The organism is Ramlibacter pinisoli (assembly GCF_009758015.1).
Taxonomy (GTDB): domain Bacteria; phylum Pseudomonadota; class Gammaproteobacteria; order Burkholderiales; family Burkholderiaceae_C; genus Ramlibacter; species Ramlibacter pinisoli.
The window spans coordinates 47,955-73,681 of sequence record NZ_WSEL01000009.1 but is presented as its reverse complement, the minus strand read 5'-3'; the positions used below and the strand labels follow the sequence as shown (position 1 = coordinate 73,681).

The following is a 25,727-nucleotide window of genomic DNA, read 5'->3' as shown; positions in this document are numbered from 1 at the left end:
CCTGGAAGCGGACTGCCGGACGTGAAGCACGCAATGGTTTCGCGAAGGACGCGAACAACTCCGGGTGAAGACGTCATGTCAATGCTTTCCGCGCTCCCGCATTCAATGTCCCCCGGCCTGCGCATCGGCCACGTGCGAGCCCAGGTAGGCTTCCTGCACCCGCTGGTTGGCGCGGACCTTCTCGGGGGTGTCGAACGCGATGACCTCGCCGTAGACCACCACGGCGATCTTGTCGGCCAGGCCGAACACCACGCCCATGTCGTGCTCCACGGTCAGCAGCGTCTTGCCCACCGTGACTTCCTTGATGAGCTCGATGAAGCGGCGCGTCTCGCTGCGGCTCATGCCGGCGGTGGGTTCGTCCAGCAGGATGACGCCGGCGCCGCCGCCGATCGTGACGCCGATCTCCAGCGCTCGCTGCTCGGCGTACGTGAGGTTCACCGCCAGCGTGTCGCGCTTGCGGTCGAGGCGGATCATGTGCATCAGCTCCTCGGCCCGGTCGTTGGCGTCGTCCAGGTCGGCCAGGAACTTCAGGAAGGTGTAGCGGTAGCCCAGGCTCCACAGCACCCCGCAGCGCAGGTTCTCGAAGACGCTGAGCTTGGGGAAGATGTTGGTGATCTGGAAGCTGCGCGACAGGCCCAGCCGGTTGATCTCGAACGGCCGCTTGCCGTCGATGCGCTGGCCGTTCAGCAGCACCTGCCCGCCCGAGGGGGTGAAGCGCCCCGAGATCAAATTGAACAGCGTCGACTTGCCGGCGCCGTTGGGCCCGATGACGGCCACCCGCTCGCCGGGCCGCACCCCCAGGTTGGCACCGCGGATGATCTCGGTCTTGCCGAAGCTCTTGCGCAGGTCGCGCAACTCGAGCGCGAACGGGCCCGTTGCCGTGTCCGTCACAGGGCCTCCTTGCGCTTGGTTTCCTTCTCGATGAACTCCTGGATCTCGCCCCAGTGCCGCAGGAACACGCGCCGGGTGAGCTCGAACAGGCCCAGGCCGGTGAGCAGCACGAAGGCCGCGCCGAACCAGCTGTTCGCCCCTTTCGCGTCGAGCGGGACGCCGATGAAGCGCAGTTCGGAGCCGCCGGCGGAGTTGAGCTGCAGGTGGTAGACCATCTCGATCATGGCGCCCGCCCCCGCCAGCACCACCAGCGCGGTGACGGCCAGGGCCAGGTAGCTGACCCACAGCTCGCGCAGCCGGCCGTAGGCGGCCACCCGCAGGTTCATCATGATCAGGCTGGCGATGCCGCCCGGCGCGTACATCACGGTCACCAGGAAGATCAGGCCCAGGTACAGCAGCCAGGCGTTGGTCAGCTCGCTGAACAGCACGAAGGCGAGCACCATCAGGATGGCGCCCAGGATGGGACCGAAGAAGAAGGTGGCGCCGCCCAGGAACGTGAACAGCAGGTAGGCCCCCGAGCGCCCGGCGCCCACCACTTCCGCGGTGACGATCTCGAAGTTGAGCGCGCCCAGCCCGCCCGAGATGCCGGCGAAGAAGCCGGCGATGATGAAGGCCAGGTAGCGCACCTTCTGCGCGTCGTAGCCGACGAACTCCACTCGCTCCGGGTTGTCGCGCACGGCGTTGAGCATGCGGCCCAGCGGGGTCCGGGTGAAGGCGAACATCGCGGCCACCGACAGGAAGGTGTAGACCGCGATCAGGTAGTACACCTGCACCGGCGGGCCGAAGTTGATGCCCATGTAGCCCTTGCCGACCACCCGGTTGCCCGAGACGCCGCCCTCGCCGCCGAAGAACTCCGGGATCATGAGCGACATGGCGAACACCAGTTCGCCCAGGCCCAGGGTGATCATGGCGAAGGTGGTGCCGGCCTTGCGCGTGGTGACATAGCCGAACAGCACGGCGAACACCAGCCCGGCCAGGCCGCCGGCCAGCGGCACGGTGGCCACGGGAATCGGCAGCGATCCCGCCGACACGGCGTTCAGCGCATGGATCGCCAGGAAGGCGCCCAGGCCGGTGTAGACCGCGTGCCCGAAGCTGAGCATCCCGCCCTGCCCCAGCAGCATGTTGTAGGACAGGCAGGCGATGATGGCGATGCCCATCTGCGACAGCACCGTGACGGCCAGGCCGCTGCGGAACACCAGCGGCGCGACCGCGAGCAGCAGCGCGAACAGGCTCCACACCAGCCAGCGGCCGATGTTGAGCGGCTTGAACTCGTAGTGGGTCTTCATGGGTCAGCCCTCGCGCGTGCCCAGCAGCCCGCGCGGCCGGAAGATCAGGATCAGCACCAGGAACAGGTACGGCAGGATGGGCGCGACCTGCGACAGCGTGAGCTTCACGTACGAGCTGGACAGCAGGGCCGACCCCGGGGCGACCCCCAGTTGCTGGGCCAGGGTGCCCAGCGAATAGTCGAACGCCACCGCGAAGGTCTGGAGCACGCCGATCAGCAGCGAGGCCAGGAAGGCGCCGGACAGCGAGCCCATGCCGCCGACCACCACCACCACGAAGATGACGGAGCCCACGGTGGCCGCCATGGCCGGCTCGGTCAGGAAGGTGCTGCCGCCGATGACGCCGGCCAGCCCGGCGAGCGCCGAGCCGGCGCCGAACACCAGCATGAACACGCGCGGCACGTTGTGCCCCAGCGCCTCGACCGCCTCCGGGTGCGTGAGTGCGGCCTGGATGACCAGGCCGATGCGGGTGCGGGTGAGCAGCAGCCAGACCGAGCCCAGCATGACCAGGGCCACCAGCATCATGAAGCCGCGCGTGGCCGGGAACGGCGAGCACACCACGCGGATGGTGGCGTCGGCGGCGGCGCACAGTTGCGCGGGCGCGGCGCCCCACTGCAGGCTCAGGCCCTGCGCGGAATTGTTGATGAGGGTGAAGGCCGGGCCCTGCAGGATGGCCGGCGGATGGAACTCCAGCGCGATGCGGCCCCACACCAGCTGCACCAGTTCGATGATGACGTACGACAGGCCGAAGGTGATGAGCAGTTCCGGCACGTGCCCGTACTTGTGCACCTTGCGCAGGCACAGCCTCTCGAACACCGCGCCCAGGCCGCCCACCACGATGGGCGCGAGCAGCAGCGCGGGCCAGAAGCCGGTGAACCGCGACACCGTGTAGCCCAGGTAGGCGCCCAGCATGTAGAAGCTGGCATGGGCGAAGTTCAGCACGCCCATCATGCTGAAGATGAGCGTCAACCCGGAGCTCAGCATGAACAGCAGCAGCCCGTAGCTCAGGCCGTTCAGCATCGAGATGACGAAGAATTCCATTGCTGGCGAATGTCCCCGGCGGTCAAAAAAAAGAGCCCGCGACGGCGCACGGGCTCTGGCTGGCCTGGCGCCCCGGTCAGCCGGGACGCTTCATCTGGCAGCTGGTGGGCGTGCTCGACACGTAGTTCGGATATTCCTTCACCGGCACCAGCGTCATGCCGGTGTTCTCCGGACTGTACGGGTACTTGCCGCCGGCCTTCTGCCACACCGACACGTAGAGCGGCTGCTGCAGCTGGTGGTCGGCCTTGCGGATCTCGACCTCGCCGTTGAAGCTCTTGACCTTGAGGCCTTCCATCGCCGCCGCGACCTTGACCGGGTCGGTGGACTTGGCCTGCGCCATGGCGGCGCCCAGGGTCTCGAAGATGCGGATGGTGGAGCCGGTGTAGAAGTCGTCGTTGTACTTCTGTTTGAACTCGGTCATCCACTTGTCCATCTGGCCGCCCATGTTGTAGTGGTTGTAAGCCACCTGGTAGACGCGGCCGCCGCCGTTCTGGCCCAGCGCCGTGGGCGTGCCGGTGACGCCGGCGTAGTAGGTGAAGAACTTGCCGTTGTAGCCGCCCTCGTTGGCCGCCTTGACCAGCAGCGACAGGTCGGAGCCCCAGTTGCCGGTGATCACGGTGTCGGCGCCCGAGGCCTTGATCTTGGCGATGTAGGGCGCGAAGTCGCGCACCTGCGCCAGCGGGTGCAGGTCCTCGCCGACGATCTTGATGTCGGGCCGCTTGCGGGCCAGGGTGTCCTTGGCGTACTTGGCCACCTGCACGCCGTGCGAGTAGTTCTGCCCCAGGATGTAGACATTCTTGATGTCCTTCTGCTCGGCGATGAAGCTGGACATGGCCTCCATCTTCATGGACGTGTCGGCGTCGAAGCGGAAGTGCCAGAAGCTGCACTTGCTGTTGGTGAGGTCCGGGTCGACGGCCGAGTCGTTGAGGTACAGGACCTCCTTGCCCGGGTTGCGCTCGTTGTGCTTGTTCACCGCGTCGACCAGGGCCAGCGCGACCGACGAGCCGTTGCCCTGGATGATGTAGCGCACGCCCTGGTCGAGCGCCGCCTTCAGCGCGTTCAGGCTCTCTGCCGGGCTGAGCTTGTTGTCGATGAGCGTGACTTCGAACTTGACGCCTGCGGGGTTGCCCGCGCCGCTGAATTTCTCGGCGAAGAACTGGTAGCCCTTGCCCTGGCTGACACCGACCGGGCCCAGCAGCCCGGTGAGGGGGTCGATGCGGACCAGCTTCACGACCTCGCCGCTCAGCGGCCCCGAGCCTGCGGGAGCAGCCGCCTTGGCCGGTGCTGCCGGCTTGGCAGGCGCCTGCTGCGCGACGGCGAAGCCGGCGCCGCCAAGGGCCAGGATGGCTGCGACCGTGACGTGCCTGATAGCGTATTGCATGAGCTGTCTCCTGCAGGAAATTGGAATGGGCGCAGGGTACAAGCTCTTGTGCACAGCACGCTCAGGGAATGCCCGTAAACAGGTGGGCTCCTATCTCCCACGCGACACAGGTGCCATCGCGCCGCACGCGGTGCGGGCGACGGACACGCATCAGGTGTTCGGCAGCTTGTAGCCCTTGAGCGACTCGCGCAGCCGGGTCTTGAGCATCTTGCCGGTGGCGCCCAGCGGGATCGCGTCGACGAACACGACGTCGTCGGGCACCTGCCACTTGGCGATCTTGCCGTCGTAGAAGCGCAGCAGTTCGTCGCGCGACAGCTCCATGCCGGCACGCCGGACCACCGCGACAACCGGACGCTCGTCCCACTTCGGGTGCGGCATGCCGACGCAGGCGGCCATCTGCACGGCCGGGTGCGACATGGCGATGTTCTCGATGTCGATCGAGCTGATCCACTCGCCGCCGGACTTGATCACGTCCTTGCTGCGGTCGGTGATCTGCAGGAAGCCGTCGGCATCGATGGTGGCCACGTCGCCGGTGGGGAACCAGCCGTCGACCAGCGGGTCGCCGCCCTCCCCCTTGAAGTACTCGCGCACGATCCACGGGCCCTTGACGTACAGGTCGCCGGGGGTGCGCCCGTCCCAGGCCAGCTCCTGGCCGGCGCCGTCGACGATCTTCATGTCCACGCCGAAGATCGCGCGGCCCTGCTTCAGGCGGATCCTGTTCTGCTCCTCGAGCGGCATCGCGAGGTGCTTGTTCTTCAGCGTGCACAGCGTGCCCAGCGGGCTCATCTCGGTCATGCCCCAGGCATGCAGCACGTCGACGCCGTAGTCCTCGCCGAAGGCGCGGATCATGGCCGGCGGGCAGGCCGAGCCGCCGATGACGGTGCGCTTCAGGGTGGAAAAGCGCAGGTTGTCCGGCTTCATGTGCCCCAGCAGCATCTGCCACACCGTCGGCACGCCGGCCGCATAGGTGACCTTCTCGGTCTCGATCAGCTCGTAGACCGACTTGCCGTCCAGCGCCGGGCCGGGGAACACCAGCTTGCAACCGGTGAGCGCGGCCGAATACGGGATTCCCCACGCGTTGACGTGGAACATCGGCACCACCGGCAGCACGGAGTCGCGCGCCGACAGCGCCATGACGTCCGGCAACGCGGCGGCGTAGGCATGCAGGAGGGTCGAGCGATGGCTGTAGAGCGCCGCCTTGGGATTGCCGGTGGTGCCGCTCGTGTAGCACATGCTCGAGGCCGAGTTCTCGTCGAACGACGGCCAGTCGTAGCTGGCCGGCTGGGCGCCGATCCAGTCCTCGTACGACACCAGGCCGGGAATGCCGGTGCCGGCCGGCACCTTGCCCGCATCGCACAGCAGCACGTACTGGCGGATGCCGGGGCACCTGCCGTGGATGGCCTGCACCAGCGGCAGGAAGGTGGCGTCGAAGCACAGCACCTGGTCCTCGGCGTGGTTGGCGATCCAGGCGATCTGGTCCGGGTGCAGGCGCGGGTTGATGGTGTGCAGCACGCGGCCCGACCCCGATACGCCGAAATACAGCTCGAGGTGGCGGTAGCCGTTCCAGGCCAGCGTGGCCACGCGGTCGGAGAACAGCAGGTTGAGGCCGTCCAGGGCGCGCGCGACCTGCCGCGCGCGTTGCGCGACGTCCCGCCAGGTGTAGCGGTGGATATCCCCCTCGACCCGGCGCGACACGATCTCGCCGTCGCCGCCGTGGCGTTCGGCATGGTCGATCAGCGACGAGATGAGCAGCGGTTGGCTTTGCATCAGGCCGAGCATGGGGTGTCTCCTTGTGGTCCGGCGGGCATGGAATGCGCGAATGCTAAGTCGATTCACACGCCACGCAGCCCCGCACTTGCCCGCATGCCGCGGGCCCGGCCGCCCCCCGCGTCAGGCCGATGCGGGATCGGGGCCGGGCTGCACGCCGCGCTCGAACGCGAGGTGCACCGTGGTGCCCGCGCCGGCCGTCGACTCGACGGACACGCTGCCGCCGGCCGACTGCAGCACCCGCTGGCAGAACAGCAGGCCCATGCCGTTGCCGCCTGCGGCGGACCGGGTGGTGACCGGCTCGCGCGTGAGCCGTGACAGCACCTCGGGCGCGATGCCGGGGCCGTTGTCGATGAAGCGGATGCAGCCGCGCGGCAGGCCGCACGGCCCGGTGTCGCAGTCGATCTCGATGTGCAGGTGCGGGTCGGGCCGCCCCCGCAGCGCCTGCACCGCGTTCTTGGCCAGCGTGCACAGCACCAGGTACAGCAGGTCGCGCCGGCCCGGCAGGCTGAAGTCGCGCCGCGCCCGGCTGGTGACCCAGTGCCGCTCCTGGTCCTCGAACGGGAATTCGTCCAGCAGCGAGCCCACCAGCGTGGTCGCCCCGACGGTCTGCGGCGCGGCGCCCGGATAGGCATCGCGGGCCGACTGCACGAAGGTGGACACCAGCGACTGGCAGTACAGCGCCCGGCGCTCGGCTCGTTCCAGCGCGGCGAGCAGTTCGCCCGGCTGGCCCTCCTCGAACACCGCCTGGCCCGGGGCCGCCCCCGCCGCGTCCGGCAGGTGGCGCGCGGCGATCGAGGCGACCAGGCCCCGCACCGTGGCCAGCGGCGTGTTCAGCTCGTGGGCCAGGAAACCGAGCGTCTCGCGCAGGGCCGTGACGCGCCCCTCGTTCAGCGCCCGCTCCAGCGCCTGCGAGCGCGCGAGGTTCAGGGCCTCGTGCAGCGCCTCGCGCGTGGGCCCGTCCTCGAGCGGCTTTTCCAGGATGCGCAGCACCTTGCCGTCGTTGACGGCCGCGATCGCGACGTCCTTCTCGGCGTAGGCGGTGGCCAGCAGCCGCACCAGGTGCCGGTGCTCGCGCTGCACGGCGCGCAGCAGCTTGAGGCCGTCGCCGCCGGCCATGCGGTAGTCGGTGACCAGCACGGCGAACTGCTCGCCGCGCTCGGCCAGCAGGGCGAGCGCCTCGTCGGCGCTGCCGGCCGTGGAGACCTCGAACTCGCCGCCGAAGCTGCGGGCGAACCACTTTCGCGAGGTGGCCTCGTCGTCGACGAAGAGGATGGAACGGGCGTCGGTGAACATGCGTGACTTCAATCGATGGGGGCCGCGGAGGCCCCGTATTCGCGCAAGGCGTCCTCGGTCCGGGCCGCCAGCGCGCGCAGCTGCGCCAGCCAGTCGGGGACGTCGGGCCAGCGGCGCTCCTCCAGCACCGGGACATAGATGCGGCGCACGCGCTGGTACAGCGCCAGCGCCCCCGCCTCGCCGCTCATGCCGAGCAGGGAGTGCAGCGCATCCTGGGCCCGCGGCAATTCGCGGTCCTGCACTGCCTGGCCCAGCACGTCGAGCAGCCGGCGGATCTCGGGCAGGTAGTCGGCCAGCAGCTCGTCGAGAAGGCCGAGACGGCGGTAGCTGTCCAGCCGGGCGACGTTCAGCAGCGGCCCCTCGGCCTCCGGCGCCGGGTGGGCCGGCGCCGCCGGGCGGTGGACCGGGTTGGCACCGGCCAGCAGCTGGGCGATGGCATCGAGCAGCTGGGCCGCCTCGACCGGCTTGGTCAGGAAGCCGTCCATCCCGGCTTGCCGCGCGGCGTCCAGAGTCGAGGTGTCGGAATGCGCGGTGAGCGCCACGATGGGCACCGAGGCCCAGGGCTTGCCGCTGGCACGGATGGTGCGCGCCGCGGCCAGGCCGTCGAGGCCGGGCATGTTCAGGTCCATGAGCACGAAGTCGAAGCTGCCGTCGCCGTCCAGCTCTTCCAGCACCCCCATGCCGTGGTCGACCTCGTGCACCGTGGCACCGGCCTCGCGCAGATAGGCGGCGACGGTGCGCCGGTTGTAGGCGCTGTCGTCGGCCAGCAGGACGCGCCGTGCCTCCAGCGGCAAGGCCGCGGGCAGGCCGGCCCGGCGGTCGTCCAGGGCGCGCTGCAGCGCCTGGACCAGCGGCAGCTGGGCGCAGGGCTTGCCGATGAAGCCGTCCATGCCGGCGCGCTGCGTCTTGACCCGCGCCATGTGCGCCGGCTCACTGGTGTGCGCCACGATACGCACGTAGCGGTTGGCCGGCACCTGGCCCTGGCGCACCCGCAGCGCCACCTGGTAGCCATCGAGCACCGGCATGTGCAGGTCGAGCAGGACCAGGTCGTAGGCATGGCGCGCCATCAGTTCGAGCGCGCGCTGGCCGTCGGGGGCCTCGTCGACCACCATGTCCAGCGGGCGCAGCTTGTGGCGGGTGGTCATGCGCTGGGCGGCGTCGTCCTCCACCAGCAGCAGGCGCTTGCCGGCCAGCGCGGCGCGCGCCTTCTCCAGCACGGCGGCGCGGTAGATCTCGCGGTCGTTCTCGCCGATCGCCGGGAAGCTCATGCTGAACTCGGTGAACTGGCCCAGGACCGAGTCGCAGCGCACCTCGCCGCCGAACGCCTTCATCACCCGCTGGCAGTACGACAGGCCCAGCCCGGTGCCGCCGGACTTGCCGACGGTGCGGAAGGGCTCGAACAGGCCGGCCAGCACATCGGGTGCCATGCCGGGCCCGTTGTCACGCACCCGCACTAGGTGGCCGCCGACCGTGATGTCGACCCGGATGCCCGGATAGGGCCCCAGGTAGTACAGCGCGTTCTTGATGAGGTTGAACAGCACGAACAGGAAAGCCGTCTCGTCGCCGCGGAACTGGAAGTCGTCGTGGACCTGGACCCGCACCCGGCCGCGCGCCTCCTCGCTGTCGTAGCTGTACTCGTCGACCGCCTTGTGCACCACCTCGGCGGCCGACAGGAACGAGAAGCCGGTCTCGTCGATCGGCCGGGCGCTCACCTCGTCGAGCGTCATCGAGATCACCTGCAGGCCGCGGTCGATGGCCTGCTCGCCCTGCGCCAGGTGGCGGTACAGCGCCTCGACGTCGGCCGGCGCCACCGGCGCCAGCTGGCCGCCCGCGCCCGGGGCCGGCAGCACCCGCTGCATGCCCTCCAGGCTGTTGCGGATGCGCGCCAGCGGGTAGCGCAGCTCGTGCGCGATGGACCCGGCCAGGGCCTGGGTCGCGCGCAGCTTGCGCTCGGTCTCGATCTGCTCGGTGGAGAACTTGAACAGGTTGGCGCCGATCGCGATCACCACGTAGGCCGGCAGCTGGGCCACCAGGTCGGGCGGGATCGGGGCGTCCGGATGGCCCAGCTGGAACAGCAGCAGGGCCGCGCCGCCGCCGCCGATCAGCATCACGAACGTGTTGCGCCAGTCGGTCAGCAGCGTCAGGAAGCACAAAGCGATGAAGCCGTTGGAGACCGCGGGTACCCCGCCGCCGCGCTCCAGGCCCGTGTAGACGGTGAAGAACGGCAGGCTGTAGAGCATGGCCGCATAGGAGAACGGGATGTACCAGCGCTTCCAGCGCGCCGGCCAGTAGTTCTGCAGGCCCAGCGCGACCATGGCAGCCAGCACGCCCAGCCGCAGCTCGATGTCGTCCAGCGGCTGCGGGTTGGGCCGGGTGAAGCGCAGGAAATAGAAGGTGGAGAACGTCAGCGCGCCCAGGATGCCCATGTACTTCAGGCGCGGCGGGCCGTACGCGTGATACGCCCGGTAGTGCTCGTACAGGTTCGCCAAGAACTTCATTGTTGCCCCCCGCCGCCCCCAACGGCCCCTCCAACCACCTGCCCGCACCGGTCACCGGTCGGACGGATCGCCCCATGGGCCGCAGGATTATGGCGTTGGCCGCCGCATGCCCCGCCGCCGGGCCGGGCTGGCCCAGCCGTGGGGCGGAAATTCCCCGGCTTGGGCGACCGGCCGCCGAAGGGGGACAATCGCGTGGATGACCACCGCGGGGCCAGCACGGCCGCGCTGACCACCCATGACCTACCCCATCCAGAAATCCGATGCCGAGTGGAAGGCCCTGCTCGCCTCCAAGGGCGCCGAGCGCGGCGCCTACGAGGTGACGCGCCACGCCGCCACCGAGCGGCCCTTCACGGGCAAGTACGAGACCGTCTGGGCCGACGGCAGCTACCACTGCATCTGCTGCGGTAACAAGCTGTTCGATTCGGCCACCAAGTTCGACGCCGGTTGCGGCTGGCCCAGCTTCTCGCAGGCGGTGCCCGGCAGCATCCGGGAGATCCGCGACACCAGCCACGGCATGGTGCGGGTGGAGACGGTGTGCGCCCAGTGCGGGGCCCACCTGGGGCACGTGTTTCCGGACGGCCCGACGGAGACCCGCCTGCGCTACTGCATGAACTCGGCCTCGCTGGACTTCCAGAACCAGGAATGAACGCCTTCATCGATTTCCTGCCGGGCGTGGTGTTCCTGGCGGCACTGCTGCTGTTCGACATCTACACCGCCACCGCCCTGACCATGGGCGCAACCGTGCTGCAGATCGCCCTGCTGCTGGTGCTGCGCAAGAAGATCACCGCCGTGCACTGGTTCACCCTGGGCGTGGTGCTGGTGTTCGGCACTGCCACGCTGGTGCTGCACGACGCCACCTTCATCAAGTGGAAGCCCACGGTGATCAACTGGATCATGGCCACGGCGCTGCTCGTCGGCCCGCCCCTGCTGGGCAAGAACTTCATCCGCCTGCTGCTGCAGGAGCACGTGAAAGCGCCCGACGTCGCCTGGGCCCGCGCCAACCTGGCCTGGGCCGCCCTGTTCGTCGTGCTCGGCGCGGCGAACCTGGTGGTGGCGTTCAACTTCTCCGAGAAGACCTGGGGCGTGTTCAAGGTGTTCGGCATGCCGGCCGTCATCGCGGTCTTCTCGGTCGTGCTGATGCTGTACCTCGGCCGCTTCAGCCCGCCCGAGGTCGAAGCCGAGGTGTCCAAGCGATGAGCGGCACCGGCATCACCGCCACCGCCCTCGAGGCCAGGCTGCGCGAGCGCCTGGCTCCCAGCCGCCTGGAAGTGGTGGACGAGAGCGCTGCCCACCTGGGCCACGCGGGGTCGGACGGCACCGGTTCCGGCACCCATTTCCGCGTGCGCATCGACTCACCCCTGTTCGCCGGCCGCCCGAGGGTGGCCCGACACCGCCTTGTGTATGATGCGTTGAGCGAGTACATCGACGCCGGCCTGCACGCGCTGGCCATCGAGACCGTCTGACCCCCATCGCTTCCGTTCGATCCTAGAGAACGCACTCCCCATGAAACAACACCTGATCGCGGCCCTCGCCGCCGCCACCCTGTGCGCCGCCCTGCCCGCCGCCGCGCAGAACGTCGCCATCGTCAACGGCAAGGCAGTGCCCAAGGCCCGCATGGACGCGCTGGCCGCTCAGATCACCAAATCGGGGCGCCCGATCACGCCCGACGTCAACGAGCAGCTGAAGGAAGAGGTGGTCGTGCGCGAAGTCCTGATGCAGGAAGCGCAGAAGCGCGGCCTCGACGGCAGCGACGACTTCCGCTCGCAGATGGAACTGGCCCGCCAGACGCTCCTGATCCGCGAGCTGTACGCCGACTTCCAGAAGAAGAACCCCGTGACCGACGAGGACATCAAGTCCGAGTACGACAAGTTCGTGTCGGCCAACGGCGGCAAGGAATACAAGGCGCGCCACATCCTGGTCGAGAAGGAAGACCAGGCCAAGGCCATCATCGCCAGCCTCAAGAAGGGCCAGAAGTTCGAGGACATCGCCAAGAAGCAGTCCAAGGATCCCGGATCGGGTGCCAACGGTGGCGACCTCGACTGGGCCAATGCGGCCAGCTACGTGCCCGAGTTCTCGCAGGCCATGATCAAGCTGCAGAAGGGCCAGACCACCCAGGAGCCGGTGAAGTCGCAGTTCGGCTACCACATCATCCGCCTGGACGACGTGCGCGAGGCGCAGATGCCCAAGATGGAAGAGATCAAGCCGCAGATCGCCCAGCAGCTGCAGCAGCAGAAGCTCGCCAAGTTCCAGCAGGACCTGCGCGCCAGCGCGAAGATCGAGTGACAGACGCGCCGCAAGGCGGCGCGCGTCACTCGACCCCGGCGAACGCCGGGGTCCATCGACCCGGTTCAGCCCGGTGTCCACAGACGGCCCCTCGGGGCCGTTTCCTTTTCCCCCCGCTACTTCCGCAGCAGCGGCGTCAGCACCGTCAGCAGGCCGATCAGCACCGGCTGGTGCAGCATGTACCAGCTGAGGCTCCAGCGGCCCAGCCAGGACAGCGCGCCGCCACCCGCCGGCAGCCGCCCGGCCAGGGCCTCGGGACGCCGCTCGAGCAGCCACTGCCCGGCCGCCATGCCCCACCACAACACGCCCAGCCATGGGAAGACGGGGACGTAGTCCTCGGTGTTCGGACGACGGCCGATCAGGCCGAGGATGTTCAGCGGCGGGCGGTTGAACGGCTCCAGCGAGGGCATGGTTGCATGCAGGGCCTGCGCCAGGTGCGGCAGCAGCAGTGCGATGGCACCGGCGAGCCAGAGCCAGCGTCCCCAGCCGGCGGTCAGCCGCACCACCACCAGCATCAGCGCGATGCCGTGCAGCACGCCGAAGTAGATCCAGCTGGCCGGGAACATCCACCAGGAGCCGATCGACACCAGTACCGCGCAACCGGCGACCTGCGCCCAGCGCCGCCAGAAGCGCGGCCAGCGTTGCCCCTGGGCCCAGGCGACCGCCTGCGACAGGCCGGCGCAGAACAGGAACAGGGTCACGATCGCCGTGCGCTGCCGGGTCCACAGCGGGGAGTTGTTGAAGTCCTGCCGGATCCAGCCGAAGTGGTTGAGGTCGAAGCAGAAATGGAACGCCGTCATCCAGACGATGGCGACGCCGCGCAGCGCGTCCAGGCGATCGAAGCGGGCTCTGGGCATGGGCGGCAAGTGTAGGGCCGCCTCCCCGGGTTAACCCCTTTCCACGGGTCGCGCCGGCGGCGCTCCAATCGGTGGCATGCCAACCAAGCTTTCCCGTCGCCTCGCCTGCCTCGCGGCGGCCTTGTTGCTCGCCGGCTGCGCCGCCGGACCGGATCCGACCGCCGCCGCCCGCGCCGAACTCGGGGGCAAGCCGCTGCGGGCCGCCATCAACTTCGGCAATCCCATCCTCGCCAACCGCGGACCGGCCGGCGAGCCCACCGGGGTCTCGGTCGACCTCGCGCGGGAAGCGGCCCGCCGCATGGGGGTGCCGGTCGAACTGGTCACGTTCACCTCGGCCGGCCAGGTGGTGGAGGCCCTCAAGGCACGCCAGGTCGACCTGGCGTTCGTGGCCATCGACCCGGTGCGCGGCGCCGACACCGACTACACGCCGCCGTACGTGATCATCGAAGGGGCCTACCTGGTGCGCGAAGCATCCCCGCTGCGCGCCAACGAGCAGGTCGACCGCGCCGGCACCCGCATCGCGGTGGGCCGCGGCAGCGCCTACGACCTCTACCTGACGCGCGAGATCAAGGCCGCCACGCTGGTGCGCGCGCCGACGTCGCCGGCCGTCACCGACCTGTTCCTGGCCCAGAACCTCGACGTCGCGGCCGGCGTGAAGCAGCAGCTCGAGGCCGACGCCAAGCGTGTCGGCGGCGTGCGCCTGCTGCCGGGCCGCTTCATGGTGATCGAGCAGGCCATGGGCGTGCCCAAGGGGCGCACCGCGATGCAGGCCTGGCTGACCGGCTTCATCGAGGAGATGAAGGCGACCGGCTTCGTCGCCGACGCGCTGCGTCGCCATCGCATCGAAGGCGCCGCCGTGGCGCCCGCGGCGCGCCGCTAGCCGCATCGCGGCGGGCCGTGGCATGGAGATTGCGGGCCACCCGCCACTTCCCACCTCCGCGAGGACCTGTCCCATGCCCCACGCCCTCCTCCCGCTGCGCCGTTTCGGTGCCGCCGTCCTGCTCGGTGCCGCCGCGGTCGCCGCCCATGCCGACTGGCCCGAGCGGCCGATCCAGATGGTGCTGTCGTTCCCGCCCGGCGGCGCCACGGACATCCTGGCGCGCGCCGTGGGGCAGAAGATGGGCGAGGCGCTGCGGCAACCGGTGGTGATCGAGAACCGCCCGGGGGCCGGCGGCAACATCGGCCTGCTCACCGCCGCCAAGGCGCCGGCCGACGGCTACACGGTGTACATGGCGGCGGTCACCAATGCCGCGATCGCGGCGGCCGCCTATCCGCCGCAGCAGGCCCACCTGCTGAAGGACTTCGTGCCGGTGGGCGGCGTCGGCATCGTGCCGCACATGCTGGTGGTGCCCGCCTCGCTGCCGGCGCAGGACGTCCCCCAGCTCGTCGCCCTTCTGAAGGCCGCGCCGGGCAAGCACAACTTCGCCTCGCAGGGACCGGGCACGCTGTCGCACCTGGAGTCCGAGGTGTTCAAGGCGGCCGCCGGCGTGGACATCACGCACATCCCCTACAAGGGCAGCTCGCAGGCCCTGCCCGACCTGATGTCGGGCAGCTCCAGCCTGATGTTCGACAGCATCCCGGCGTCGATGCCGCACGTGAAGGCCGGCAAGCTGCGGGTGCTGGCGGTGGCCTCCAGCCGGCGCATGGCCATGCTGCCCGACGTGCCCACCGTGGCCGAGAGCGGCCTGCGCGGGTTCTCCGCCGACAATGTCTTCGGCGTGGTGGCGCCCAAGGGCACGCCGCCGCAGGTCCTGGCCACGCTGCAGCGCGCCGTGCGCGCGGCGGTCGAGGCGCCCGAGCTGCGCCAGCGGCTGCAGGACCAGGGCGTCGAACTGCGCTTTTCCGCCCCCGACGAGTTCGGCAAGACCATCGAGCAGGAATTCCGCACCTGGGGCCAGGTGGTCGAGCGGGCCAAGGTCCGGCTCGAGTGACGACAACGCATCTGAAGGACGAATGACGACATCCAGCCCGCCCGGTTTCTGGGACTTCCCCTACACCTCGCAGCGCATGCCGCTGCTGGCCCGCAACGTGGTCAGCACCTCGCAGCCGCTCGCCTCGGCCGCCGGCGCCCTCATGCTGGCGCGCGGCGGCAACGCGGTCGATGCGGCGCTGGCCACCGCCATCACGCTCACCGTGGTCGAACCCTGCATGAACGGCATCGGCGGCGACGCCTTCGCCATCATCTGGGACGGCCAGCGCCTGCACGGCCTCAATGCCTCGGGCCGCGCGCCGCGCCGCTGGACGACGGAGCACTTCGCCCGCTACCAGGCCATGCCGCCGCGCGGCTGGGACTCGGTCACCGTGCCGGGCACCGTCTCGGCCTGGCGCGCCCTGTCCGACCGCTTCGGCACGGTGCCCTTCGCCGAGCTGTTCGAACCCGCCCTGCGTTACGCCCGGGAGGGCTTCCTGGTCTCGCCGACGGTGCGCCGCCAGTGGCAGGCCCAGGTGCCCGAGCTGCTGGCCCAGCCCGGCTTCCGCGAAGCCTTTGCACCGGGCGGCGAGGCGCCGGCGACTGGCGAGCTGTTCATCTGCCCCGGCCAGGCCGCCACGCTGGAAAGCATCGCCGCGAGCAAGGGCGACGACTTCTATCGCGGCCGGCTGGCGCGCGCCATCGCCGACCACGCCCGCGCCACCGGCGGCCTGCTCGACGAGCAGGACCTGGCCGAGCACCGCTGCGACTGGGTGCAGCCGCTGTCGGTGCGATTCCAGGGCGTCGAGCTGCACGAGATCGGCCCCAGCGGCCAGGGCATCGGCGCGCTGATGGCGCTGGGCATGCTGGAGCACCTGGACCTGCCTTCTGCGGGCCTGGACAGCGCGCTGTGGCACCACCTGCAGATCGAGGCCATGAAGCTGGCCTTCGCCGACCTGCAGGCCTACGTGGCCGACCCCGAGGCGATGCGTGCCGTCACCGCGGCCGACCTGCTCGCGCCCGCCTACCTGGCTGGCCGCGCCCGGCTCATCGACCCGGACCGCGCCGCGCCGGCTCGCCCCGGCTCGCCGCACAGCGGCGGCACGGTCTACCTCACCGCCGCCGACCAGCGCGGGATGATGGTCTCGTTCATCCAGTCCAACTTCAAGGGCTTCGGCTCCGGCGTGGTGGTGCCGGACACCGGCATCGCCCTGCACAACCGCGGCTGGGGCTTCACGCTGCAGCCCGGGCACCCCAACCAGGTGGCGCCCGGCAAGCGGCCGTTCCACACCATCATCCCGGGCTTCCTCACCCGCGACGGCCAGCCGCTGCTGGCCTTCGGCGTGATGGGCGGCTCGATGCAGGCCCAGGGACACGTGCAGGTGGCGGCGCGCATCGCCTGCCACGGCCTGAACCCGCAGGCGGCCAGCGATGCGCCGCGCTGGCGGGTGCGGGACGACAACCACACCGTGGCGGTCGAGTGGAACTTCCCGGCCGACGCCATCGAGGGCCTGCGCGCGCGAGGCCACGAGGTGTCGGTGGCGGCGCGGTTCGAGACCGAGTTCGGCTCGGCCCAGCTCGCCCTCAAGACCGCCAACGGCTACATCGCCGCTTCCGACCACCGCAAGGACGGCTGGCCGGTGGGGTTCTGAGCAGGGCTGTCGCTCAGTCGACGACCAGCTTGCGCTCGGTGATGAGCCGGCGCCAGCGCGCCGTGTCGGCCGCCACCATGGCGGCCATCTGCTGCGGCGTGCCGCCGGTGGCGGTGGCGCCCAGCAGCCCCAGGCGCTTCTGCAGCTCGGGGTCGCGCAGGGCCTCGTTGAAGGCAGTGTTGACGCGCGCCACCACGTCGCCCGGCGTGCCGCGCGGCGCGTAGATCCCGAACCAGTTGCTCACGTCGAAGTTCGCCAGCCCCTGCTCGTGCAGGGTCGGGATGTCGGGCGCGAACGGGAGCCGCTGCAGGCTGGTGACGCCGATGGCGCGCAACTTGCCGTCGCGGATGTGGCCCTGCGAGGTGACGTAGTTGTCCATCAGCATGTGCACCTGGCCCGACACCATGTCGTTGAACACCAGGCCGGTGCCGCGGTACGAGATGTGGGTCATGAACACGCCGGCCTGGGCCTTGAACAGCTCCCCCGCCAGGTGGCTGTTGGTGCCATTGCCGCTGGAGCCGAAGTTCAGGCGCCCCGGCCGGGCCTTGGCCAGCGCAATGAACTCGCGCAGGTTGGCCGCCGGCAGGGAGGTCGGCACCACCATCACCGCACTGGTGCGGGCCACGTCCACGACCGGAACGAAATCCTGCTCCACCTTGTAAGGCAGGCGCGGGTTCGTCACCACGGCGACCGAGTGCGTGCTGCCGGTGGCGATGAGCAGCGTGTAGCCGTCCGGGTCGGCCTTGGCCACCAGGTCGGAGCCGATCGTGCCGCCGGCGCCGGGCTTGTTGTCGATGACGATGGCCTGGCCCAGCCGGTTGGCGGCCTGCAGCGTGATGGCGCGCGCCAGCACGTCGGTGGCGCCGCCGGCAGGAAACGGCACGACCAGGCGCACCGGCCGCGACGGATAGGCGGACTGGGCTGCGGGCAGGCCCGGCATCAGGGCACCGGCGCAGGCGGCCAGCAGGAGGGAACGGCGCAATGGCTGTGGCATAGCCGCCATGGTGGCACAGCCGCAGCCCCGCGCGAGGCCGCGTGGCTCCCGCGTCAGCCCACCCAGCGCCGCGCGTTGCGCCAGATGCGCAGCCAGGGGCTGCTGGCGCTGGGGTCGCCGCCGGTCCAGCTCATCTGGATGTTGCGGAAGACGCGTTCGGCGTGCGGCATCATGGCCGTGAAGCGGCCGTCGGCCGTGGTCACTGCCGTCAGGCCACCGGGGCTGCCGTTCGGGTTCAGCGGGTAGGTCTCGGTGGGCTGGCCGTGATGGTCCGTGAAGCGCATCGCCGCGATCGCCTTCGCCGGGTCGCCCCGGTGGGCGAAGTTGGCGTAGCCCTCGCCGTGCGCCACCACGATGGGCAGGCGGCTGCCAGCCATGCCGGCGAAGAACAGGCTGGGCGACTCCAGCACTTCCACCTGCGACAGCCGGGCCTCGTAGCGTTCGCTGCGGTTGGTCGTGAAGCGCGGCCAGGCCTGCGCGCCGGGGATGATGTCGGCCAGCTCGGCCAGCATCTGGCAGCCGTTGCACACGCCCAGCGTGAAGGTGTCGGCGCGGCCGAAGAAGGCCTGGAACTGCTCGGACAGGCGCGGGTTGAAGGTGATGCTGCGCGCCCAGCCGATGCCCGCACCTAGCGTGTCGCCGTAGCTGAAGCCGCCGCACGCCACCACGCCCTTGAAGTCGTCGAGGCGGGCGCGCCCGGCCTGCAGGTCGGTCATGTGGACGTCGACCGCCTCGAAGCCCGCGGTGTCGAAGCAGTAGGCCATCTCGACGTGCGAATTGACGCCCTGCTCGCGCAGGATGGCCACGCGCGGACGGGCCAGGTTCAGGAACGGCGCTGCCACGTCCTCGGCCGGGTCGAAGGCCGGCGCGAATTGCAGGCCCGGATCGGCGGCGTCGCCGGCGGCGGCATGTTCCTGGTCGGCGCAGGCGGGGTTGTCGCGCTTCTGGCAGATCTTCCAGCTGACGCTGTCCCAGACCTGGTGCAGGTCGGACAGGCTGGCGCTGAACACCGCCTTGGTGTCGCGCCAGACCTGCACCTGGCCCTTGCCGACATCGAGCGCCGACGACGGCGGGCGGGTCTTGCCGACGAAGTGGCTGAAGCGGGACAGGCCGTGCTCGCGCAGCACCTGCATGACCTCGTTGCGTTCGGCGGTGCGCACCTGCAGCAGCACGCCCAGTTCCTCGTTGAACAGCGCCTTGAGCGTGAGCTCGTTGCGGCGCGGGGCGACCTGGCTGGCCCAGTTCTTGGCGTCGCCGAAATCGGCCCGGCTGTCGCTGATGCCGTCGCCCTCGGTCACGAGCAGGTCGACGTTGAGGCTCACACCCACGTGGCCGGCGAAGGCCATCTCGCAGGCGGCTGCGAACAGGCCGCCGTCGCTGCGGTCGTGGTAGGCCAGCAGCCGGCCCTGGGCCCGCAGCGCATTGACGGCCTCGACCAGGCGCACCAGGTCCTGCGGATCGTCCAGGTCGGGCACCTCGCCGCCAGGCTGGTCCAGCACCTGGGCCAGGATGCTGCCGCCCATGCGGTGCCGGCCCTTGCCCAGGTCGACCAGCACCAGCGTGGTGTCGTCGGTGGTGGCGTCGAGTTGCGGCGTGAGCGTGCCCCGCACGTCGGCCAGGGTGGCGAACGCGCTGACCACCAGGCTGACCGGCGAGGTGACCTTCTTCTGCGTGCCGCCGTCGGTCCACTGGGTGCGCATCGACAGGCTGTCCTTGCCCACCGGGATCGAGATGCCCAGCGCCGGGCACAGCTCCATGCCGACCGCCTTCACGGTCTCGTACAGCGCGGCGTCCTCGCCGGCCTCGCCGCAGGCGGCCATCCAGTTGGCCGACAGCTTGACGCGCGGCAGCTCGATCGGGGCCGCCAGCAGGTTGGTGATGGCTTCGGCCACGGCCATGCGGCCCGACGCCGCCGGGTGGATGGCGGCCAACGGCGTGCGCTCGCCCATGCTCATCGCCTCGCCGGCGAAGCCGCGGAAGTCGGCCAGCGTCACCGCGCAATCGGCCACCGGCACCTGCCACGGACCGACCATCTGGTCGCGGTGCGACAGCCCACCCACGGTGCGGTCGCCGATGGTGACGAGGAAGCGCTTGGAGGCCACGGTGGGATGGGCCAGCACGTTGATCGCCGCGGCCTCCAGCTCGACCCCGTCGAGGTCGATCGGCGGCACCTCGCGCCGCACGCTGCGCACGTCGCGGTGCATCTTGGGCGCCTTGCCCAGCAGCACTTCCATCGGCATGTCGACCGCGGCGGTGGCGTCCCGCGCAGCGCTCGCCCCTTCCGCTTCACCCAGGACGAGCTGGCGCTCGTCGGTCGCCACGCCCACCACCGCGAACGGGCAGCGCTCGCGCTCGCAGAAGGCGCGGAACTGCTCGAGCGACGCCGGCGCGATGGCCAGCACGTAGCGCTCCTGGCTCTCGTTGCACCAGATCTCCTTGGGCGCCAGGCCGGTTTCCTCGAGCGGGATCTTGCGCAGGTCGAAGCGGGCACCGCGGCCGGCATCGTTGGTGAGCTCCGGGAAGGCGTTGGACAGGCCGCCGGCGCCCACGTCGTGGATCGCCAGGATGGGGTTGCCGGCTCCCAGCGACCAGCAGTGGTTGATGACCTCCTGCGCGCGACGCTCGATCTCGGGGTTGCCGCGCTGGACCGAGTCGAAGTCGAGCTCGGCCGCGTTGGCGCCCGTGGCCATGGAGCTGGCCGCGCCGCCGCCCATGCCGATGCGCATGCCGGGACCGCCCAGCTGCACTAGCAGGGTGCCGGCCGGGAACTGGATCTTGGAGGTGAGCCCGGCGTCGATGCTGCCCAGGCCGCCCGCGATCATGATGGGCTTGTGGTAGCCGCGCACCACGCCGTCGACGGTCTGCTCGTAGGCGCGGAAGTAGCCGCCCAGGGCCGGCCGGCCGAACTCGTTGTTGAAGGCGGCGCCGCCCAGCGGCCCCTCCGTCATGATCTGCAGCGGGCTGGCGATGTGGGCGGGCCGGCCGTTCGGACTGTCCCACAGGCGCGACACCGAGAAGCCGGTGAGGCCGGCCTTGGGCCGGGCGCCGCGGCCGGTGGCGCCCTCGTCGCGGATCTCGCCGCCGGCGCCGGTGGAGGCGCCCGGGAACGGCGAGATGGCGGTCGGGTGGTTGTGCGTCTCCACCTTCATCAGCACGTGGTGCAGCGCCTCGCGGCGCTGGTAGGCCGCCGGGGCGTCGCCGCGCGCCGGCAGGAAGGCCTCGACCGGCGAGCCCTCCATCACCGCGGCGTTGTCCGAATAGGCGATGACGGTGTGCTGGGGATGGGTCTTGTGGGTGTGCCGGATCATGCCGAACAGGCTGGCCGGCTGCTTCTGGCCGTCGATGGTGAAGTCGGCGTTGAAGATCTTGTGCCGGCAGTGCTCGCTGTTGGCCTGGGCGAACATCATCAGTTCGACGTCGGTGGGGTTGCGCCCCAGGCCGCGGAAAGCCGCCTCCAGGTAGTCGATCTCGTCGTCGGCGAGCGCCAGCCCAAACTGGGTGTTGGCCCGCTCCAGCGCCGCGCGGCCGCCGCCGAGCACGTCGACGGCTTCCATCGGCTGCGGGTCGAGCTCGGAGAACAGCCGGTGGGCACCGGCGAGGCCGTCCAGCACGCTTTCGGTCATGCGGTCGTGCAGCAGTCCGGCGATGGCCTCCCGCTGGGCCGCCGACAGCGCGGCCTTGCCGCCCAGCAGGCCGCCCTTGAGCTGGACGCGGTACTCGACGGCGCGCTCGACGCGCCGCACGGCCAGGCCGCAGTTGTGGGCGATGTCGCTCGCCTTGGAGGCCCAGGGCGAGACGGTGCCCAGGCGGGGCGTGACGACGAAGAGCTCGCCGGCCGTGTCGCCGTCGAACGGCTCGCCGTAGGTCAGCAGCGCGGCCAGGCGCTCGCGCTCGGCCTCCGACGGTGCATGGTCCCAGGCGGCGAAGTGCACGAAGCGGGCGGAGACACCGCTGACCTTCTCGTGGACGGCCTGCAGCGCGGGAAGCAATTGCTGGACGCGGAACGCGCTGAGGGCACGGCCGCCCTCGAACTCGGTGATGTGCGGGGTCACTGTGAAACCTGTGGTGGGAACCTGGAGCGCGGGCCGCTGACTGGGGCGCGCGCGGAAACCCGGGATTTTACCGGGCACGGTCGCGTCGGCTGCGCCGGCGCAGGGGGTCTGGGATAATCGGGTCCATGAGCATCACGTTGAAGGACGCCGACGGCATCCAGGGCATGCGCACCGCCGGCCGGCTGGCCGCCGAGGTGCTGGACTACCTCACGCCCCACATCAAGCCCGGCATCACCACGCGTGAGATCGACCGGCTCGCCGCCGAGTGCATGAAGAAGCAGGGTTCGGTCTCCGCCACGCTGGGCTACCAGCCGCCCGGCTACCCGCCCTACCCGGCCTCGCTGTGCACCTCGGTCAACCACGTGGTGTGCCACGGCATCCCGAACGACAAGCCGCTGAAGAAGGGCGACATCGTCAACGTCGACGTCACCGTCATCAAGGACGGTTGGTTCGGCGACACCAGCCGCATGTTCACGGTCGGCGAGGTGTCCATCGCGGCCAAGCGCCTGGTCAACCTGACCTACGACGCCATGTGGCACGGCATCATGCGCGTCAAGCCGGGCATCCGGCTGGGCGACATCGGCTTCGCCATCCAGCAGTTCGCCGAGAAGAACGGCTTCTCGGTGGTGCGCGAGTTCTGCGGCCACGGCATCGGGCGCAACTTCCACGAGGAGCCGCAGGTGCTGCACTACGGCAAGCCCGGCACGCTGGAAGAACTCAAGCCCGGCATGACCTTCACGATCGAGCCCATGATCAACGCCGGCCGCAAGGAAGTGAAGGAGTTCGGCAGCGACGGCTGGACCATCGTCACCAAGGACCATTCGCTGTCGGCCCAGTGGGAGCACACGGTGCTGGTCACCGAGACCGGCTACGAGGTGATGACCCTGTCGGCCGGCAGCCCGCCTCCGCCGCCCTTCGTCAACGCCTGAGCCGCGCCGGCGCGCGGCGACCCCCGACATGAGTGCCGACCCGGCTGCCATCGACACCCCGGCCGCCACGGCGGCCTCGGTCACCGTGCTGCGCGATCAGCTCAAGGCGCGCAAGGCCGCCGTCAACGCCTCGCTCCTGCGCCAGGGCAACCCCACCCGCTCCATCGGCGCCATCCTGCGCCGCCTCGCCCGCCACGTCGATGCCACGCTGCGCGAGCTGTGGCGGTCCGGCGATCTCCCGCCCGGCTTCGCCCTGGTGGCGGTGGGCGGCTACGGGCGCGGCGAGCTGTTCCCGCATTCCGACGTCGACGTCCTGCTGCTGATGCCCGATGGCACCCACGCCGACGGCGACGACGCGCTCAAGCAGCGCCTGGAAGGCTTCATCGGCCGCTGCTGGGACACCGGCCTGGAGATCGGCTCCAGCGTGCGCACTGTCGGCGACTGCGTCACCCAGGCCGCCGCCGACGTCACGGTGCAGACCTCGCTGCTCGAGTCGCGCCTGCTGGCCGGCGACCGCCGGCTGTTCGCCGACTTCCAGCAGCGCTTCCGCGCCACCCTGGACCCGCGCGCCTTCTTCATCGCCAAGACGCTGGAGATGCGCCAGCGGCACACCAAGTTCGAGAACACGCCGTACGCCCTGGAGCCCAACTGCAAGGAATCCCCCGGCGGCCTGCGCGACCTGCAGGTCATCCTGTGGGTGGCCAAGGCAGCCGGCCTCGGCCACAGCTGGGACGATCTGGCCGCCAGCGGGCTGGCGACGCCGCTGGAGGCGCAGCAGATCCAGCGCAACGAGGCCGTGCTCAGCCTCATCCGCGCCCGCCTGCATGCCATCGCGGGCCGCCGCGAGGACCGGCTGGTGTTCGACCTGCAGACGGCGGTGGCCGAGGCGTTCGGCTACCGCAACGAGACCAGCCCCGACGGCCGCCTGAAGCAGCGCGCCAGCGAGGCGCTGATGAAGCGCTTCTACTGGGCCGCCAAGGCGGTGGCGCAGCTCAACCAGATCCTGCTGCTGAACATCGAGGAGCGGCTCAACCCGAGCGGCCACCACGCCGAGCCGATCAACCCGCGCTTCCTGAACAAGGCCGGCATGCTGGAGGTGGCCAGCGACGACCTGTACCAGCGCGACCCGCACGCCATCCTCGAGACCTTCCTGCTGTACCAGACCACGGTGGGCATCGAGGGCCTGTCGGCGCGCACCCTGCGCGCGCTGTACAACGCCCGCGACGTGATGGACGGGCGGTTCCGCAACGACCCGGTGAACCACGCCACCTTCAAGGCGATGCTGCTGCAGCCCAACGGCATCACGCATGCGCTGCGCCTGATGAACCAGACATCGGTGCTGGGCCGCTACCTGTGGGTGTTCCGGCGCATCGTCGGCCAGATGCAGCACGACCTGTTCCACGTCTTCACGGTGGACCAGCACATCCTGATGGTGCTGCGCAACGTGCGCCGCTTCTTCATCGCCGAGCATGCGCACGAGTACCCGTTCTGCTCGCAGCTGGCGGCCGGCTTCGACAAGCCGTTCGTGCTGTACATCGCAGCCCTGTTCCACGACATCGCCAAGGGCCGCGGCGGCGACCATTCGGAGCTGGGCGCGCAGGAGGTGCGGCACTTCTGCCGCCAGCACGCCATCGACTCGGGCGACTGCAAGCTCGTCGAATTCCTGGTGCGCGAGCACCTCACCATGAGCCGCATCGCGCAGAAGGAAGACCTGGGCGACCCGGCCGTCATCGCCAGTTTCGCGGCCCGGGTGGGCAACGAGCGCTGGCTGTCGGCGCTGTACCTGCTGACGGTGGCGGACATCCGCGGCACCAGCCCCAAGGTCTGGAATGCCTGGAAGGGCAAGCTGCTGGAGGACCTGTACCGGGCGACGCTGCGGGCCCTGGGTGGCCACGCGCCGGACAACGCCGCCGAGATCGAGGCCCGCAAGCGCGATGCGCTGGTGCAGCTGCAGCTGTTCGCGCTGCCGTTCGAGGCCCACAAGAAGCTCTGGGACACGCTGGACGTGGGCTATTTCATGCGCCACGACGCCGGCGAGATTGCCTGGCACACCCGGCACGTCTCGCGCCACGTCGGCACCACGCGCGCCCTGGTGCGCGCGCGCCTGTCCCCGGTGGGCGAAGGCCTGCAGGTGCTGGTCTACACACCCGACCAGCCCGACCTGTTCGCCCGCATCTGCGGCTACTTCGACCAGGCCAGCTTCTCGATCCTGGATGCCCGCATCCACACGGCCCGCAACGGCTACGCGCTCGACACCTTCCAGGTGGTGACCGCCATGCTGCCGGAGCACTACCGCGAACTGATCAGCATGGTCGAGTCCGAGCTGGAAGGCACCATCGGCCGCGCCGGCCCGCTGCCCACGCCCAGCCGGGGCCGGGTGTCACGCCGGGTGCGCAGCTTCCCGGTCGCGCCGCGCGTGCAGCTCGCGCCCGACGAGAAGGCGCAGCGCTGGCTGCTGTCCATCTCCGCCAGCGACCACGCCGGTCTGCTCTATTCGGTGGCACGGGTGCTGGCGCGCCACCACATCAACCTGCAGCTCGCCAAGGTCACCACGCTGGGCGAGCGGGTCGAGGACACCTTCCTGGTGGACGGACCGGAGCTCCAGCAGAACCGTCGGCAGATCGAGATAGAGACTGAACTGCTTGAAGCCTTGGCGGCATAGGCGCCAAAGCTTCAAGCAGTTCCGCGACCCAGGCAGGGAACCCCCTCTCCCCATCCCTCTCCCCCGAGGGGAGAGGGAGCGGACGGCCAACTGGCAACCAACGCCTGTCAAGAATCGGGGCGGAGGTGCGGCCTACGCCGTGCATGTGACTCGATGCGCCGGGGTAGCCGGAGCCATGAAAAACGGCGCCGGGGGAGGCCGGCGCCGTGGAACCCAGGTTGGGGCCGCCACC

General features: G+C 70.2%; 19 protein-coding genes. 9 read left to right on the top strand and 10 right to left on the bottom strand.

Annotation, left to right across the window (positions count from 1 at the left end; all coding sequences use genetic code 11):
• Nucleotides 1-102 precede the first annotated feature (102 nt).
• The 7 genes from GON04_RS14830 to GON04_RS14800 form a co-directional block, all read right to left on the bottom strand.
• The gene (locus tag GON04_RS14830) at nucleotides 103-891 is read right to left on the bottom strand and encodes an ATP-binding cassette domain-containing protein (protein WP_181653590.1); all 789 of its coding nucleotides are present in this window, start codon (nucleotides 889-891) and stop codon (nucleotides 103-105) included.
• The gene (locus GON04_RS14825; RefSeq protein ID WP_157398852.1) at nucleotides 888-2,177 is read right to left on the bottom strand and encodes a branched-chain amino acid ABC transporter permease; all 1,290 of its coding nucleotides are present in this window, start codon (nucleotides 2,175-2,177) and stop codon (nucleotides 888-890) included. The genes GON04_RS14830 and GON04_RS14825 overlap by 4 nt, the downstream gene beginning before the upstream one ends.
• Before the next feature lie 3 nt (nucleotides 2,178-2,180).
• Nucleotides 2,181-3,215: a branched-chain amino acid ABC transporter permease gene (locus GON04_RS14820; RefSeq protein ID WP_157398851.1), complete on the bottom strand. Its 1,035-nt coding sequence runs from the start codon at nucleotides 3,213-3,215 to the stop codon at nucleotides 2,181-2,183.
• A 76-nt stretch (nucleotides 3,216-3,291) separates the two neighbouring features.
• Nucleotides 3,292-4,596 carry a branched-chain amino acid ABC transporter substrate-binding protein gene (locus tag GON04_RS14815; RefSeq protein ID WP_157398850.1) on the bottom strand — a complete coding sequence of 435 codons (1,305 nt, stop codon included), beginning with the start codon at nucleotides 4,594-4,596 and terminating at the stop codon, nucleotides 3,292-3,294.
• A gap of 150 nt (nucleotides 4,597-4,746) precedes the next feature.
• Nucleotides 4,747-6,375 (bottom strand): 3-(methylthio)propionyl-CoA ligase, encoded by a 1,629-nt coding sequence (locus GON04_RS14810; protein ID WP_157398849.1) that lies wholly within the window; start codon nucleotides 6,373-6,375, stop codon nucleotides 4,747-4,749.
• Nucleotides 6,376-6,486: 111 nt separating this feature from the next.
• Nucleotides 6,487-7,659: a hybrid sensor histidine kinase/response regulator gene (locus GON04_RS14805; protein WP_157398848.1), complete on the bottom strand. Its 1,173-nt coding sequence runs from the start codon at nucleotides 7,657-7,659 to the stop codon at nucleotides 6,487-6,489.
• A gap of 8 nt (nucleotides 7,660-7,667) precedes the next feature.
• Nucleotides 7,668-10,148, bottom strand: a complete 2,481-nt coding sequence (locus GON04_RS14800) for an ATP-binding response regulator (protein WP_198349301.1) — start codon at nucleotides 10,146-10,148, stop codon at nucleotides 7,668-7,670.
• Nucleotides 10,149-10,392: 244 nt separating this feature from the next.
• Here GON04_RS14800 and msrB point away from each other — a divergent pair, with 244 nt between their 5' ends.
• Genes msrB through GON04_RS14780 form a run of 4 tightly spaced genes read left to right on the top strand, consistent with a single transcriptional unit; the run spans nucleotide 10,393 to nucleotide 12,440 of the window.
• Nucleotides 10,393-10,803: a peptide-methionine (R)-S-oxide reductase MsrB gene (gene msrB, locus GON04_RS14795; protein WP_157398846.1), complete on the top strand. Its 411-nt coding sequence runs from the start codon at nucleotides 10,393-10,395 to the stop codon at nucleotides 10,801-10,803.
• Nucleotides 10,800-11,354, top strand: a complete 555-nt coding sequence (locus GON04_RS14790) for an inner membrane-spanning protein YciB (RefSeq protein WP_157398845.1) — start codon at nucleotides 10,800-10,802, stop codon at nucleotides 11,352-11,354. The genes msrB and GON04_RS14790 overlap by 4 nt, the downstream gene beginning before the upstream one ends.
• Nucleotides 11,351-11,620: a BolA family protein gene (locus GON04_RS14785; RefSeq protein WP_157398844.1), complete on the top strand. Its 270-nt coding sequence runs from the start codon at nucleotides 11,351-11,353 to the stop codon at nucleotides 11,618-11,620. The genes GON04_RS14790 and GON04_RS14785 overlap by 4 nt, the downstream gene beginning before the upstream one ends.
• Before the next feature lie 40 nt (nucleotides 11,621-11,660).
• Entirely contained in the window at nucleotides 11,661-12,440 is a 780-nt protein-coding gene (locus GON04_RS14780) for a peptidylprolyl isomerase (RefSeq protein ID WP_157398843.1), read from the top strand.
• Between the two features lie 116 nt (nucleotides 12,441-12,556).
• Here the strand turns inward: GON04_RS14780 and GON04_RS14775 are convergent, their stop codons facing one another.
• Nucleotides 12,557-13,297, bottom strand: coding sequence for an acetyltransferase domain-containing protein (locus GON04_RS14775; RefSeq protein WP_157398842.1), 741 nt, complete (start codon nucleotides 13,295-13,297; stop codon nucleotides 12,557-12,559).
• 76 nt (nucleotides 13,298-13,373) lie between these two features.
• Here GON04_RS14775 and GON04_RS14770 point away from each other — a divergent pair, with 76 nt between their 5' ends.
• From GON04_RS14770 to GON04_RS14760, 3 genes are all read left to right on the top strand, one after another.
• On the top strand, nucleotides 13,374-14,177 hold the full coding sequence (locus tag GON04_RS14770) for an ABC transporter substrate-binding protein (protein ID WP_157398841.1): 804 nt from the start codon (nucleotides 13,374-13,376) through the stop codon (nucleotides 14,175-14,177).
• Nucleotides 14,178-14,250: 73 nt separating this feature from the next.
• Entirely contained in the window at nucleotides 14,251-15,228 is a 978-nt protein-coding gene (locus tag GON04_RS14765) for a Bug family tripartite tricarboxylate transporter substrate binding protein (RefSeq protein ID WP_157398840.1), read from the top strand.
• A gap of 22 nt (nucleotides 15,229-15,250) precedes the next feature.
• Nucleotides 15,251-16,858, top strand: coding sequence for a gamma-glutamyltransferase family protein (locus GON04_RS14760; protein WP_157398839.1), 1,608 nt, complete (start codon nucleotides 15,251-15,253; stop codon nucleotides 16,856-16,858).
• Between the two features lie 13 nt (nucleotides 16,859-16,871).
• Here the strand turns inward: GON04_RS14760 and GON04_RS14755 are convergent, their stop codons facing one another.
• Nucleotides 16,872-17,852: a Bug family tripartite tricarboxylate transporter substrate binding protein gene (locus tag GON04_RS14755; RefSeq protein WP_232533130.1), complete on the bottom strand. Its 981-nt coding sequence runs from the start codon at nucleotides 17,850-17,852 to the stop codon at nucleotides 16,872-16,874.
• Between the two features lie 53 nt (nucleotides 17,853-17,905).
• A complete protein-coding gene (gene purL, locus GON04_RS14750; RefSeq protein ID WP_181653589.1) occupies nucleotides 17,906-21,904 on the bottom strand; it encodes a phosphoribosylformylglycinamidine synthase in 3,999 nt (1,332 codons plus the stop codon).
• 125 nt (nucleotides 21,905-22,029) lie between these two features.
• Between purL and map the strand changes: the two genes are divergently transcribed.
• Both map and GON04_RS14740 read left to right on the top strand, forming a co-directional pair.
• Nucleotides 22,030-22,833, top strand: a complete 804-nt coding sequence (map, locus tag GON04_RS14745; protein WP_157398838.1) for a type I methionyl aminopeptidase — start codon at nucleotides 22,030-22,032, stop codon at nucleotides 22,831-22,833.
• A 28-nt stretch (nucleotides 22,834-22,861) separates the two neighbouring features.
• Complete coding sequence (locus tag GON04_RS14740) at nucleotides 22,862-25,495, top strand: [protein-PII] uridylyltransferase (RefSeq protein WP_157398837.1); 2,634 nt, start codon at nucleotides 22,862-22,864, stop codon at nucleotides 25,493-25,495.
• The last annotated feature ends 232 nt before the right edge of the window (nucleotides 25,496-25,727 follow it).